The following is a 14,125-nucleotide window of genomic DNA, read 5'->3' as shown; positions in this document are numbered from 1 at the left end:
GCCCAAGACCATCGCCCGAGGAGTGATGTTTAGGGCCGGATGGGCTTAGCGCTAGGCCGACGCGGGGGGCCGGAGCAGCCGACGCTTCGGAGTCATCGCCTGAGACCGCAGAATCGAACACCGCAACATATTCGACGACCGAGCCGAACGCAGCCATGAAACCGGCGGCATGGATTGTTCTCGCTCAGTGAGCAACAGCAGCAACCCCAGGATTGGATTGCGCGCAGCCGGGGTTAGAGCGTGATTGCAGTGGTGGGCCGCCGCGTACTTGACGTGTCGGTCAGTCAGCGCCGCGCATCAGCTGCGCCAACTGGGTGCGGGAGGAAATGCCCAGTTTGGCAAATGCGTTGTGGACGTGCGTCTTCACCGTGTGCGGGGAGAGATGCAACTCGGCGGCGACGTCGCGGTTGGTTGCGCCTTGCGCGATGAGGTTGATGACGGTGAGTTCGGAGTCGGTGAGGCTGTCCCAGCCCGTTTTTGCCCGCGGCTGGGTGACGATGCGGCGCTCCACACCTAACCGGCGCAGCACACGGCCGACGCGGCGGGCATCGGCGATCGCTTCGCATTCGATGTAGGTATCGAATGCCGCGTTCAGCTGGTCGAGCGCCTCGGCGCCACGCCGTGTGCGACTCAGCTCGCCGCCGGCATCCTCGGCGGCACTTGCGTAAAGAAGCGGCCGCGACGACGAACGAAGCAACTCCGCGGCAGCCACCAATGCCGGGGCGTCACGCTCGAGGATCCCGCGCGCGTATCCGGCCACTCCCGCGAACAGCGGCACCGGTGGCAGCTCACGCTCCAGCGCCTCGGTGGCCTGCAGGACACGCGCGCGCAAGCCGGCATCACCGGCGGACGAGGCCACCTGCGCACCCAAGATCACCAGATCTAAGACCTCAGGCGTGAGTGGTGTCGCGAGCAGGGTGATGTCACCGAGCCAGCGCATCGCGTCATGGACGTCGTCGCGCTGCCACGCCGCCAGCGCGAGGGTGTGCGCCGCCGCCCGACGTACCGTCGATCCGCCGGTGGGGTATGCGTTACGCGCGTCATCGACCATCTGCAGCAGCAAGTTTCGGTCGTCGGTGTGCACCGCCACTTCGGCCAGAAGCGCCATGCGGATCATATCCAGGTCGGTCGCACCTGTTCGCTGCGAGCGCGGTGAGGATTCAACGGCGCGAGCCGCGGACAACCGGCCCGCGGCGAGATGGACCCACGCGTCGATATCGGCCCAGATATCAAGGGCCATCTCATTGCGTTCCCGGCGGGCTTGCTCTGTTCCGTCGGCGATGTGGGCCGCAGCGTCGTCCAACCTGCCGACCACCGCTAGTAGGTTCGCGCGGTGCGCTGCGACCAAGCCATGGGCTGCCGTCGGATCACTCGCGCGGGCGAGCGCGCAAGCCTTTTCGACGCGGAGTAGGGCGCGACCCGCATACCCGTCCGCACAGTCGAGACATGCGAGGGTGACATCGGCCACGATCCTCGCCTCGAGATCACCGGTCGCTGCCGCGGCCGCGGCAGCCTCGTCGGCCGCGGCGCGGTGCTTCCCGCGTTGGTCGTACAGCAGGTTGTAGGCCAATAGGGCCAAATGCCGTGCCCGGGTGACCTCGCTGATGCCGCTCAACTCAAGCGCTCGGCGATTCTCCTCCACGCGCCGCTGGGCACTGTGTTGAGTGAGCGTCGGGAGCCGGAGGCGGATCTCGGCCTCTTCTTCGGGCGAGGCCGCCTCCGAAAGTGCCGCAACGGCCAATTCTTCAGCTTCGCCGTAGCGGCTGGCCCGGTTGAGCAACTCCACCGTTTCAGCGACCAGTGGCCCGTGCTCAGCGCCATCGCCAGGCAATAGCTCTAATGCCCGCTTGCACAAGTCCGCGGCTGCGCTCGCGTCGTTGTGGCCAACCGATTGGGCGGCCTGGCGCAGTGCGTCGATCGCCTCCCTGTCTCCGCGCTCTGCGCTCCGCGCGAGCTGGGTGGCCACCTCGGCCGGGGCCGCGCCCAACCCCAGCATGACCGACGCCGATTGGCGCTCCATCGCCCGCCGCAGCGACTGCGGCAACGACTCCCGGGTGGCCTCACGCAGCAAGTCATGCCGAAACCTCAGCTGCTCACCATCTTCCACAAGCAGATCCGCGCGCACCGCCTCCTCGAGCGCGAACAGCAACGACGCGGGCGATCGTTCCAGCATCGCGGCCAACAAGCCAGCCGAAAACCGGTCGGGCAATACCGCGGCCACCCGCACCACCTCTGACGCGTCGCTGGACAGCAGGTCCAGCCGATGGTGCATCGTTTTGCCCAAACGCCGTGGGAGCCCGTCTCCGGTGACCACCGCGCGGCCACCGGAGAGACTGAGCCGGTCCTCCTCGCCCAGCCCCCCGAGCAGCTCGGTGACCAAAAACGGATTTCCGTGCGTCTTGGCCGCAAGATCCAACAGCGACGCATCCGCCCTCACCTGCACCATGTCGCAGACCATGTCGGCGACGGCGTCCGGCGTCATGGCAGCCAATCGCACGAACGTGGCGTCCGCGCGGCGCAGCACCGACAAGGTTTCCTGCACCGCCGGCCCGCCAGCCCCGGTGCGGACGGTCAAAACCCACAACACCGGAACGTCCGCGCGCACTGTGGCGAGCGACCGCAGCGCCAGCGCCGTGCCGTTATCGGCCCAGTGGACGTCCTCCAACACAATCATCAGCGGAGTTTCCGCGGCCGCGGCGAAAATCGCGTCGGCCAAATCGTGCACGACCCAGTAGCGGAGATCCGCCGAGCCGCCCAGCCGGCGCAACGCCTCCGCATCGCCGACGGGGGGATCCGCGCGCAGGGTCGCCATGAAGAGTGAGAAAAACGGCACCGTCTGCTGGTACTCGAACGCCTCGCCGAATAGTGCCCGAACATCGGCCTTCTCGGCGAGCGCCAGGACCTCGGTTAACAAGCGGCTCTTGCCGATGCCCGGCGGTCCCTCGATGACCAGTACGCCCCCGCGCCCCTGAGCGACCGCCTCGACTAGCCCGCCGACCACCTTCAGCTCGTCCGCCCGCCCACGAATCGGCGGTATGCGCACCTTCCCGGACGGCCTCGCGATGCTCACGCGTACCGCCGCCCCCCGACGTGAAGTAGGCGGGCGGAAGAGCTCCCCGTTGTGTCGTCCACAGTCCTCGTCACCGCTAGCGCTGGTAGCCAGTCTAGGCGTGTTCCTCCCCGCCGTCTGCGGTGAATCGCGTTCGACCATTTGCTGCGTGCGACCCGGCACATTCACGCGCCCGGGTGTGCGGGGATGATCCAAGGGAACATAGTGGCAGAAGCCGCTCCCGACGTCATGCTGCCACCTGGACTTCCACTGACAGATAGTCGGCTATGCCGTGTGTTGCAGCCCAGTCACCATCGCGCACCGCTCGGCTGAGCAACTCGACTAACGGACTGCAGGCGCCCAGCTCTTCCAGCCATGAGGCGACCGTCGCCGCGATGTCATCTACTTGGACGCGCACGGTACGGCCGTGTAGGCGATCGGTCAGCTGATAAATAGTCATTTCTCCATGCCTATCGCTGGATCGTGTTGTGGTTGTCGCGCCGCGTCGGGCGGCTGGCGCCGGGATGGCCGGCGTCGGATCGCCTGACAGCGGAGCCGCCCTTGCGTTCGACACCGTGTGCCGTTGCCTGCCTCACCGTCACTCGTCCGATCCGTCCGATGTATTAGCTGACGTGATTCATGACACAGCCGCGGGCGTATACTGAACGTCTCAATCTGCGCTGGCTGCGCGTCTCAATCTGAGACGCAGGTATTGCGAGGGCGGCTGCAGCACCGCTGGGTCGGGGAGCGAGGTCCATCGTCGATGAGCTTGCGGGCCGACGTCCAAACCGACGTTCGCCGGGTGAGGGAACGGTTCTTGTGCGAGGGCTCCCTGGAGGCGGAGACCTTGCCCCCAAGCGTGCTGGAGTCCTGGCGTCGGTCGCAGCTCCTGCACCTAGATCCCGACCGGGTCACGCTGCCCTATGTGCGCGAACCTGATAGGGGCTCGCGGTTGGTGCGTGCAGCCGCGCCAGTCCTGCAACGGGTCGCCGATGACCTGGCTGCGCACACTGTGGGCGTTCTCCTGACGTCGACCGATGGCGTCGTGGTTGAACGGACCGCCCCAGAAGTGTCCGTCCTCAACGCGTTCGACACGACTAGCATTGCACCGGGCTATAGCTTGGCTGAAGAGGCGGCGGGCACCAACGGCATTGGCACTGCGCTGGAGACTGGCCGGCCCGCTTTCATCCGTGGCGGTGAGCACTACGTCGCGATGTGGTTCGGTTTCGCATGCGCGGGGTCGCCGATCCGTGACCCTATAACGCGCAGAATAATCGGCGTCGTCAATCTGAGTTGTCTGTCCGTCGAATCCGATCCGCTGTTGCTCGCTCTTGCTACCAGCGCCGCTCACCAAATTGAGGATCGCATGGGCGTGGTGGCTCATGAGGGTGAGACCGCGCTGTTGGAGACATATCTGCAGCAGGCACGGCGCTCTTCGACGGGAGTCCTTGCTATCGGTGGCGACGTGGTGTTGATGAACCCCTATCTGCGTCGGACACTTCACGGTAACGATCAGACCGTGCTGCTGGAACACGCCTCGGATCTACTCAGCTCCACGCTCTCGGGTACTGCGCTGGTTGTGCTGCCAAGCGGGAACATCGCCAAGATCACTGCCGCCGACCGCTCGACGCTACGCGGCGGCCGGACCAATGTCGTTTTCCACGTTGATCTTTCCTCCCAGACAAGCGCGCAGCGCTCTCAAATCGCCCGTTCGGCGCGCACTCACATCCCTGGCCTTGCCGGTCGCGACGGCGCCTGGCTGCGCTGCTGCCAGCAGGTGCAACAGTGCTGTAGAGACTGCCACTGGGTGATGATCGAGGGAGAGAAAGGATCCGGTCGGGCGCGGCTGGCCCAGGCGGTAGGGCAGTACGTGAAACCGGGCCGAACTGTTCGGGTGCTGCGCGCCGAGACGTTCCCCAGCGCGACGCGTCTCGTCGCCGAGCTGGCGGCTGAGTCCGGCGACGAGGACTTCGCAGTCGTGATCGCCGACGTGGATGACGTCGATAACGACACACTTGAATCGATCACCTCGATGCTGGCCACGCGCGCAGGCCGGGGCTGGATCGCCGCGACAAAAGGATCCGCGCCTCCTTCAGCACCGATCAAGCAGCTGCTGCCGCTGTTTACGCATACCGTCACAGTGCCGGCGCTGCGACACAGGATTGACGACCTCAACGAATTGGTGCCGGTGTTGCTGCGCGAGATCACCCGGGGCGCTGATGTGGAACTGGCTCCCGATGCGATGCGCCAACTCAGCAGGCTGCCGTGGCCGGGCAACGTCGCGCAGCTGCGGCGGGTTCTGGCCGAAACCGTTGCCCGCCAACGATCGGGCATTGTCGGCGCCGACAAGTTGCCACCGGAGTGTCGCTCCATCACGCGGCGGAAGCTGACCCAAATGGAAGCCCTCGAACGCGACGCGATTGTCCGCAGCCTGCAAGACAACGGGGGCAACAAGCAAGAGGCGGCTCGCGCCTTGGGAATGTCGCGGGCGACCATCTACCGCAAGATAAACGACTACGGCATCGCCTAACGGCCCTACGCTTGTCGGCCCAAAAGCATTGGCCCACAATCATCATCGCGAAGCGGCGCATCCCTCGTCATTTGCTCCCACGCCGAAAGTGCGGGGGGTTTCGCTCACGCCGCACTGCGGCAACCCGATGAGCGGCTGACCGCTTCGCGAGCCAAACCGTACGCCCGTTGCGGCACTCTGATCTGAACCGACTCTCCACGCCCCGCTTCTTGCGGCAGTTACGTACCGCGCCAATCGTCGCTGCTCGTGATACTCGCCAAATCGCCCGGGTGAATCATTTCCCCGGGTGATGACCCCTCATCCCACCTCAATGAATGCTGGCTTAACACATCGGCAGCGGACGGTACTTGGAGCCGACCATGTACCGGCACTGTGTTCGGGACGCAAAAGCGTGCAATGAGTCGCGATAACGGTGGACGGGCTGGCTGCGTTGACCGCCGCGGAACGTCATCGCCACGAATTGGAGAAAACCAGATGAAGCCTCGCCAATTTCAACGATCACCTGCTAAATGCGCCTCTGGCGGCGCGCGAGCAGCATGGCTGCTGCATCGAATGCGCGAGGCCGCCGCCTGTGCCCGGCGCTGGGCGCATCGGAAAGGAGATGCCGCGGTGGACACCGTCCCGACAATCGAGGATCAACTTCACGCGCTGCAGCCCATCTGTAGTGCCCAGGGGATGTCCAGCGGCATAGCATGCGGCGCGCCAGCGGTGGCGGTCGCCGAGATACACGCCGTCGACGGATGCGACCAGATGGGGCTAAGCCCAGACGGCGACCTCGTCGAGACGCTCTGTCAAGGGTGCCTGGCCACTGTGCAATGGGCGATGGCGACTTACGTGGGCGACAAACGCCAGATGGCGTCCCGATGCGGCAGCCGCCCGGCGTGCGCCACCTGCGGACGTCCCACTGGCTACCTGCGCAGCGTCTTCGCGGTGCGCCCGATCGGGCCCGAGGGGCTGGCATTATGACCCGACTGCGCAGTGCCTTACTGTTTCTGGCTGTCGTAGCCGGGGATTACGCGGTCCTCAGGTTGATTTATGGTCAGCTCGCCGAATTCGGCGTCTCCGCTGCCATCTGCGCGGGATCGCTGGTCACAGCGGGGCTGATCGCCGATGCCGACAATCGGCGCCGCCTTGCGGTGGCGCGGGGACGCGCGGCTGTCTGGCGGCGCCGTGATGACCAGGTCACGACCGGCGCCGAACAGCGGTGCACGTCGTGCCGGGGTACGCGCCAACTACCAAACGACTCACCCAGATTCGTCGACCGGCAGGGGGGACTCGCATGCCAGGCGTGCGCGCCGGTCCTCGACGCAGGGCCCACGCGATGAGCCTCGCGCCGGTCTCAACGCTGACATGAGCACACCCGCCACGGTGTCAGGTTCATCGTGCCCCGGTCTTGCTGCGCCCGGGGCGCGGAAGGCCCGACGATGTGTGCCCCGCGCGGGCGCGGTCGTCGACGTCATCCAGGACGGTCCGAGCATGGCCGCGCGCATCGCCTGGTTGGGCGCACGGATGACGATCCGGCCCGCGTTAAATGTGGGCAGCTACCTGCCCTCGGCGCCGTGGCCCTGGGGCGCCGTCGAGTTCGCCGCCCGCGCCCTCTCGCCGATAGCAGGCACGGTGCGCGTCGGCATCGCGCTGACGCATTGCACCGCGCAGTTTGTCCGTGCCGCCGGAGTGCTGCCAGCCGACGGCACCCGCCGGGTTGTGTTGTATCTGCACGGCGGGGCGTTCCTCACCTGCGGCGCCTACTCGCACGGCCGACTGGTGAGCCTGCTGTCCAGTTTCGCCGACAGCCCCGTACTGGTGCCCAACTACCGCAAGATTCCCAAACATTCGATCAGCGACGCGATCGACGACTGCTACGACGGCTACTCGTGGTTGCGTCGAAAGGGCTATCAGCCCGATCAGATCGTGCTGGCCGGCGATTCCGCCGGTGGCTATCTGGCACTAGCGCTGGCCCAACGCCTGCTCGAGTGCGGTGAGCGACCCGCCGCGCTGGTGGCCATGTCACCGCTGCTGCAACTGGCCGTACACTACAGAACGACCCACCCCAACGTCGGCTGGGATGCGATTTTTCCTCCCAGAGCGTTCGACGCCTTTCACGGCTTGATCACCCGAGCCGCAGCACACCGCGACGCCTACGGGCATTCCGACGCGCTCTACGAGCCGCTCGATCACATCGAACCCGGCCTGCCGCCGATGTTGATCCATGTGTCCGGTTGCGAGGTGCTGCTTCACGATACGCAGCTGGCTGCCCAACGACTGGCCACTGCTGGTGTGCCGGTCGAGGTGCAGGTATGGCCGGGCCAAATCCACGTATTCCAAATCGCCGCGCCGATGATCCCCGAAGCCACCCGCTCACTGCGCCAGATCGGCCGCTATATCCGCGAAGCGACCGGATGACAAAGGGACCCTGCGGGTTCGAAGATGGATTTCCGGCGTTGCCATCAGAGCGCGCATTTCGATCCGCCGAGTGATCCTTTTGCACTCACCCGGGTGAATTAGTTCGCCGGGTGATGAAGACTCACCCCGCGTCGGTGAATGCTGATTCAGAAGCTGGCGAGCGGAGGCTGAAGTGCAGTCGACAATTTACCGGATCTGCATTCGAGGCCGCCTGACCGAGCGGCTCGGGTCCGCATTAGAAGGGATGCGCCTCGAGGCCGGTGCGACCGAAAGCGTGTTCACCGGTGAAATCCGCGACCAGTCACAGCTTTACGGACTCCTCGACCGGGTCCGTGATCTAGGCCTTGAGCTCGTCAGCGTACAACCGCAGCCCGCGGCTGACCAGGCAACGTAAAACCGCATCAGGAAGGACCTGTAATGCAAGCCATCACTGTTTCAGATCGTGACGCCGGTGTCGCTGGGCTGTCGTTGACAGACCTGCCCTACCCCCAGGCGGCCGACAACGACGTCGTCGTGCGGGTGCACGCCGCGGGCTTTACCCGCGGGGAGCTTGACTGGCCGCACACTTGGCTCGACCGTGCGGGCCGTGACCGGACGCCGAGTGTGCCCGGCCATGAGCTGTCGGGCGTCGTGGTTGAGTTGGGCTACGGCACCACCCTTTTGAGCGTCGGCCAGCGGGTGTTCGGGCTCGCCGACTGGGCCCGCAACGGCTCGCTCGCGGAATACACCGCCGTGGAAGCCCGTAATCTCGCCCCGCTGCCAATGGATATCGACCATACTGTGGCCGCGGCGCTGCCGATCTCTGGATTGGCCGCCTGGCAGGGCCTGTTCGACCACGGCCGCCTCGCCGCCGGACAAACGGTTCTGATCCACGGCGCCGCGGGTGGGGTTGGGTCGATCGCGGTGCAGCTCGCCCGCGAGGTCGGTGCGTGCGTCATCGGTACCGGCCGGACCGCCGATCGAGACCGGGCGGGGGAGCTCGGCGTCCACACCTTCCTCGACTTGGACACCGAAAAGCTCGAGGATGCAGGCGAAGTCGACGTGGTGTTCGACGTGATCGGCGGAGACATCCTGGCCCGCTCGGCCGCTCTGGTGCGGGCCGGCGGAACGCTCGTCACGGTTGCCGAGCCACCAAAGACCCAGCCGCGCGACGGGCGGGCGATCTTCTTCCTTGTGGAAGCCGATCGCACCCAGCTCGCAGGCCTCGCCGCGCGAGTACGGGATGGACGCATCAAACCGATGGTGGGTGCCGTGCTGCCACTCGCCGACGCTGCCGCCGCATTCGCTCCCGGCAAGCGCGTCCCCGGCAAGACAATCCTGCGCGTAGCCGAAGACTGAAAAAGGAACGCAGCTGAGATGGCAGTAAAGATACCGCTTGCCGCGCTGGCCATTGCGGCGATGCTCGCGCCTGCCGCCCACGCCGAGCCCACGCCAGAGAGTTCGGATCAAAAACCAGTTGTCCGAACGGTTTTCAATCAACCCACCAATGTTCCTGGCAAATCGCTTGAAGCAGTCACTGTCAGCTACTTACCCGGAGCCAGAAGCGGAGCTCACCACCACGCGAAATCGGCGTTCATCATGGCGTACGTGATCTCCGGTGAGATCCGCAGCCAAGTCGAAGGTGAGCCTGCACGCGTGTATCACGCCGGTGAGACGTGGCGTGAAGCCCCGGGTGCTCATCACACGATCAGTGAAAACGCCAGCGCCACCCAACCCGCTGAATTACTCGCAGTCTTCCTGTTGGACACCGGAGACGGCCCGCTCACCACGGACGACAACGCGAGAAATTAAGCCGTCGCGCCTCAGCGATGCAAAATCGTTCGCACCGTTCGACATCGGGAGGAGTCCATGCCAACCCCTGATCCGATCCGGATTGTCCGTTTCGCACTACGCCTGTCACTCGCGGCGGCCTTTCTGTCCGCTGTCGCCGACCGATTCGGTTGGTGGAAGCCGTTTGGGCAGGGTAGCTGGGGGAGCATGGGTGGCTTCGCCGACTATACCCACCAGCTTGTTCCGTTTGCTTCTGGATGGTTATTGACCGTCATTGTTTGGGCTGCCACCGTCACCGAATCGGCCCTGGGCGTCTTGCTCCTGACCGGATGGCGGCCAAAGCTCGTCGGTGCGGCGACTTGCGTGGTGCTCATAATATTTGGAACCGCGATGGCTGTATCCCTCGGCGTGGAAGCACCGCTGAACTACAGTGTTTTCTCCGCATCGAGCGCAGCCGCGGCCTACGTGTTACTTGGCACTACATCGCCGCCGCATACCACTTGCGGCCTATCCAGTTCGGACACTCGAAACCGTCGCAAGCCGGCCGATGGCGCTCCAACCGGCCAACGTTGCCGATCATTTAGCAGCGGCCGCAGCGCTTCGTCAATCGGGTGAGTCGATTCAAGCGCGGCTGGGCGTACCGATCGTCGGAAGCGAGGGTAGATGAAGGTTGGCAGAGACTTCGATGTGGTCGTCGTAGGCGGCGGGGTGGGCGGTGTGGCCGCGGTGCGGAAGCTTGCGTCCGTAGGCCTTTCGGTAGCGCTCGTTGAGAATCGTCTGGTCGGTGGGGAGTGCCATTACTGGGGCTGCAACCCGAGCAAAACGCTGCTTCGCCCGATCGAGGTGTTCAATCTCGCGAAGTCGGTTCCTGGGGTGCGAGAAACTATTTCGGACAGGGCACTGGACGTTGCGGCCGTCTTCGCGAAACGCGACGCGATCATCGAGCACCTTTCGGACCAAGACCGAAGCGCCTCGCTGCGGCAAGCCGGTGTAGCAGTGTTTCATGGGTTCGGCCGGTTGAGCGGCGAACGAACGGTGCGCGTGGCGCACGCCGATCACACCGAAGACGTCTTGGAGGCACGCTACGCGGTCGTCGTGGCCACCGGCACTCACCCCAACGTGCCGGAGATACCGGGGTTGGCACAAGCACGCCCGTGGACCAACCGGGAATTGACGACCATGACACAAGTGCCACGTCGCGCCCTGGTGGTGGGTGGCGGTCCGGTCAGCGTCGAGTTCGCGACCATCCTCAGCGGTTTGGGCTCCGCGGTAACACTTTTGGTACGCGGTAACACCCTGCTTCGTGATTGCGAACCCGAAGCCCGCGAGCTCGTCGCGCAGTCACTGCGAAGCAAAGGCGTCGCGATTCACTTTCAGACAGAATTGTCGGCGGTCGCCCGCCCGGTGCCGGGCGGGCCCGTCACCGCGACTTTTCATCGCCAGACCATCGAGGTGGACGAGATCGTCCTAGCCGCAGGACGATGCACCAACACCGACAACATCGGACTCGAAACCCTTGGCTTGCCAGGCGGCGGGTCCGTTTCAGTGGACGACCATCTCCAGGCGGTCGGCGTCGCGGGCGACTGGCTCTACGCCTTGGGCGATACCACCGGACGCGCCCGCCTGTCGCATATCTCCACCTACCACGGCCGTGTCGTGGCCGACATCATCGCGGCCCGGGCCGCGGGGCGAGAACTGTCCGAGAACGAGTTGACTGCCCGCGATGCCGGCAGTCTTGCGCAGGTCATCTTCACTGAGCCTCAGGTAGCCAGTGCGGGGCGCACGGAAAGGCAGGCCCGCGCAGCAGGGTTTGCGGTAAGAACGCGAACTGCTTGTTACCCCGGCACACTTTCGTTCCTGGCCCTATTCAGGGATGGCTTCCAGGGGTGGGCGAAATTGGTCATCAACGCCGAGACCAACACACTGCTCGGAGCGACATTTGTCGGCCCGGAGTTCTCGGAACTGGTTCAGGCGGCCACCTTGGCCATCGTCGCGAAGGTTCCAGTCAATCTCTTGCGCCATGCCGTCGCGCCACATCCGACGGTCAATCAGGTCTGGGATCTGCTGGTTGCCGAGGAGTCCGACCATGCCCCATCACGGAAAAACGAAACCACAATGACTTACGACTGGCCGGTCGAGTCACTGTGACCATGCTGGTTGCGGGGGTCCGCACGCTCGGCGGCAAAGTGGAGACGTTCGAAGTGGACGACCCGCGACCGCTGGCGGCCGACGAGGTCCTCATCGATGTTCGTGGTTCAGGGATAGGAAACTGGGACAACATCATTCGCTACGGTGGCTGGGACGTCGGCATCAGGCCTCCGCTGGCGCTCGGCGTCGAGGCCGCCGGGGTCGTCAAGGCCGTTGGCGCCGGCTCGAGCGGATTCGGGGTGGGCGACGCGGTGGTGTGCCACCCGGTGCCGCTGCGCGACCAAGGCACGTGGGCGCCGCTGCTGATCGCGCCCGTCGGATCGCTCGCCCACAAGCCGCCCGGGATTTCGTGGGAGACCGCGGCGATCTTTCCGGTGCCGGCGTTGACCGCCGAGCAGGTGGTCGCCGATGCGTTGGCCCTTCACGCTGGTGAGACGGTGCTCGTTCATGGCGCGGGTGGAATCACCGGTGGGCTCGTCGTCCAGCTGGCCGCGCTGCGCGGGGTCGATGTGCTGGCCACCGCAAGTCCCCGCAGCGCCGACCGGGTCCGTGGGTATGGCGCCCGCGAAGTGATCGACTACCGCGATCCGATGTGGCCACAACACGCAACGGCGTTGGCGAGGGGGTCTATCGACGCCGTTGCCAACGCCACCCCCGGGGGTGCTGTGGCGGCGATGACCGCCCTGGCCGACGGCAGCCGGCTGGCCACCATCACCCCCGATCCACCCCCATCCGCCCGCGGCATCAGCGTGACCGCGGTTTACGTCCGTTCCGACGGCGCTCAACTCGAGCGGCTGATCGCGCTACTCGCCTCCCGTCGGTTGAGCATGCCGACTCCGCGTTCCTGCGGTCTGGCTCAGGCCGCGTCCGCCCTCGCACGAGTCGTCGCTGGCCAGGAGGCCGATGGAGTGGTCATCACGAAAGGCGCCTGACGAAGTTTGCGATCACACCCCGCAAAACCCTCACACCACCAAGGAGTCTTGGGATGACCACCATAACCCGGATCCGCGCGGGAGTGGCCGATCCCATCGGTAAGCACGCTGACGCTATCGTCGTACCCGGCAGCGGCACACAGATTTTCGTCTCCGGGACACCCGGGCTGCGCGGAGACGGCACCCTGCCTGAGGACTTCACCGACGAAGCCCGGCGGTGCTGGTTGTGGTGGACGATCTCGTTGCTCACCGCCGACCCGGTTGCCCACGGGGAAGGACGCAAGAGGTCGTGAGCGATTACCCCATCGTCGACTCGCCCACCGACGCACTGCTGACCAGCTTCGCGCGCAACGGCTCTGGCGCCCAGATATCGTCACGCGCCGAACGACGCCGGCAGTGACGCTGCGCGACGCGGCACCGACCAGCCGCGCGATGGTGGTCGCGGTGATGGTCTCCATGGTCGCGTTCCTCGACTCCACCGTGATCAACCTGGCGTTGCCGGCCATCGAGCATGACCTCGGCGGTGGCCTGGCGCTGCAGCAATGGATCATCGACGGCTACCTGCTGGCGACGGCGGCCGCGATTCTCCCCGGCGGGTCCATCTCGGATGTGTTCGGACGCGTTCCAGTGATGCGGTTCGGGCTGTTGGCTTTCGGGGCGGGCTCGGTGCTGGCGGCGGCTGCCACCTCACCAGCGATGCTGATCACGGCGCGCCTCATCCAGGGTCTGGGTGCGGCGTTTCTCGTGCCGGGCTCGCTGGCGCTGATCAACACGGTGTTCGACAAAGCGCACCAGTCCGCGGCGATCGGCCTCTGGACCGGGTGGACGGGAACCGCCTTCGCGTTGGGCCCCCTGCTGGGCGGAATGTGTGTCGATTTCCTAGGCTGGCGTTGGATTTTCGTGTTGTCGGCGGTCCCCATGGCGGTCGGGTACGCGCTGACGTTCTGGCTGTGCCCGATGTCGGGCCGGGTCGAAGGCGCCCGCGTCGATGCTGTCGGGATGGCCCTATCGGCCGTCGGGCTGGCCGCGACCGTATATGCGCTGATCGAATCGCAACGCTACGGCTGGACCAACCCGATGGTCATCGCACCATTGGTGATCGGGAGTGCCGCACTGGCTGGCTTCGTGGGTTGGCAGCACCGCAGCAGGTGCCCGATGCTTCCGTTGTCGCTCTTTACCTTTCGCAATTTCGCTGCCGCCAACCTCGTCACCGCGTTCGTCTACGGCGCGTTGACGCTGGGATCGCTGGCCATCGCCCTCTACACCCAAGAAATCGGCGGGTACTCAGCCACC

General features: G+C 65.6%; 11 protein-coding genes. 9 read left to right on the top strand and 2 right to left on the bottom strand.

Annotated elements, in window-relative coordinates:
• Positions 1-280 precede the first annotated feature (280 nt).
• Both BN4348_RS44655 and BN4348_RS44650 read right to left on the bottom strand, forming a co-directional pair.
• Positions 281-3,001, bottom strand: a complete 2,721-nt coding sequence (locus BN4348_RS44655; protein WP_235852891.1) for a helix-turn-helix transcriptional regulator — start codon at positions 2,999-3,001, stop codon at positions 281-283.
• 295 nt (positions 3,002-3,296) lie between these two features.
• Entirely contained in the window at positions 3,297-3,509 is a 213-nt protein-coding gene (locus BN4348_RS44650) for a hypothetical protein (RefSeq protein ID WP_084454234.1), read from the bottom strand.
• 342 nt (positions 3,510-3,851) lie between these two features.
• Here BN4348_RS44650 and BN4348_RS44645 point away from each other — a divergent pair, with 342 nt between their 5' ends.
• The 9 genes from BN4348_RS44645 to BN4348_RS44590 form a co-directional block, all read left to right on the top strand.
• The gene (locus BN4348_RS44645) at positions 3,852-5,579 is read left to right on the top strand and encodes a sigma-54-dependent Fis family transcriptional regulator (RefSeq protein WP_328589015.1); all 1,728 of its coding nucleotides are present in this window, start codon (positions 3,852-3,854) and stop codon (positions 5,577-5,579) included.
• 1,350 nt (positions 5,580-6,929) lie between these two features.
• Positions 6,930-7,982 carry an alpha/beta hydrolase gene (locus BN4348_RS44630; protein WP_066913874.1) on the top strand — a complete coding sequence of 351 codons (1,053 nt, stop codon included), beginning with the start codon at positions 6,930-6,932 and terminating at the stop codon, positions 7,980-7,982.
• 417 nt (positions 7,983-8,399) lie between these two features.
• The gene (locus tag BN4348_RS44620) at positions 8,400-9,320 is read left to right on the top strand and encodes an NADP-dependent oxidoreductase (protein ID WP_066913870.1); all 921 of its coding nucleotides are present in this window, start codon (positions 8,400-8,402) and stop codon (positions 9,318-9,320) included.
• 18 nt (positions 9,321-9,338) lie between these two features.
• Entirely contained in the window at positions 9,339-9,773 is a 435-nt protein-coding gene (locus BN4348_RS44615; RefSeq protein WP_066913868.1) for a cupin domain-containing protein, read from the top strand.
• 57 nt (positions 9,774-9,830) lie between these two features.
• The gene (locus BN4348_RS61560; RefSeq protein WP_235852750.1) at positions 9,831-10,367 is read left to right on the top strand and encodes a hypothetical protein; all 537 of its coding nucleotides are present in this window, start codon (positions 9,831-9,833) and stop codon (positions 10,365-10,367) included.
• Positions 10,368-10,415: 48 nt separating this feature from the next.
• Positions 10,416-11,900 (top strand): dihydrolipoyl dehydrogenase family protein, encoded by a 1,485-nt coding sequence (locus BN4348_RS44605; RefSeq protein WP_066913865.1) that lies wholly within the window; start codon positions 10,416-10,418, stop codon positions 11,898-11,900.
• A 2-nt stretch (positions 11,901-11,902) separates the two neighbouring features.
• Entirely contained in the window at positions 11,903-12,832 is a 930-nt protein-coding gene (locus BN4348_RS44600) for an NADP-dependent oxidoreductase (RefSeq protein WP_235852749.1), read from the top strand.
• Positions 12,833-12,885: 53 nt separating this feature from the next.
• The gene (locus BN4348_RS44595; protein WP_235852748.1) at positions 12,886-13,125 is read left to right on the top strand and encodes a hypothetical protein; all 240 of its coding nucleotides are present in this window, start codon (positions 12,886-12,888) and stop codon (positions 13,123-13,125) included.
• A gap of 103 nt (positions 13,126-13,228) precedes the next feature.
• The coding region (locus BN4348_RS44590; RefSeq protein ID WP_235852747.1) for an MFS transporter at positions 13,229-14,125 on the top strand (897 nt) is incomplete at its 3' end.

The organism is Mycobacterium interjectum, from assembly GCF_900078675.2.
Taxonomy (GTDB): domain Bacteria; phylum Actinomycetota; class Actinomycetes; order Mycobacteriales; family Mycobacteriaceae; genus Mycobacterium; species Mycobacterium interjectum.
The sequence above is the reverse complement of the archived record's forward strand: the minus strand, read 5'-3'. Positions and strand labels throughout refer to the sequence as shown.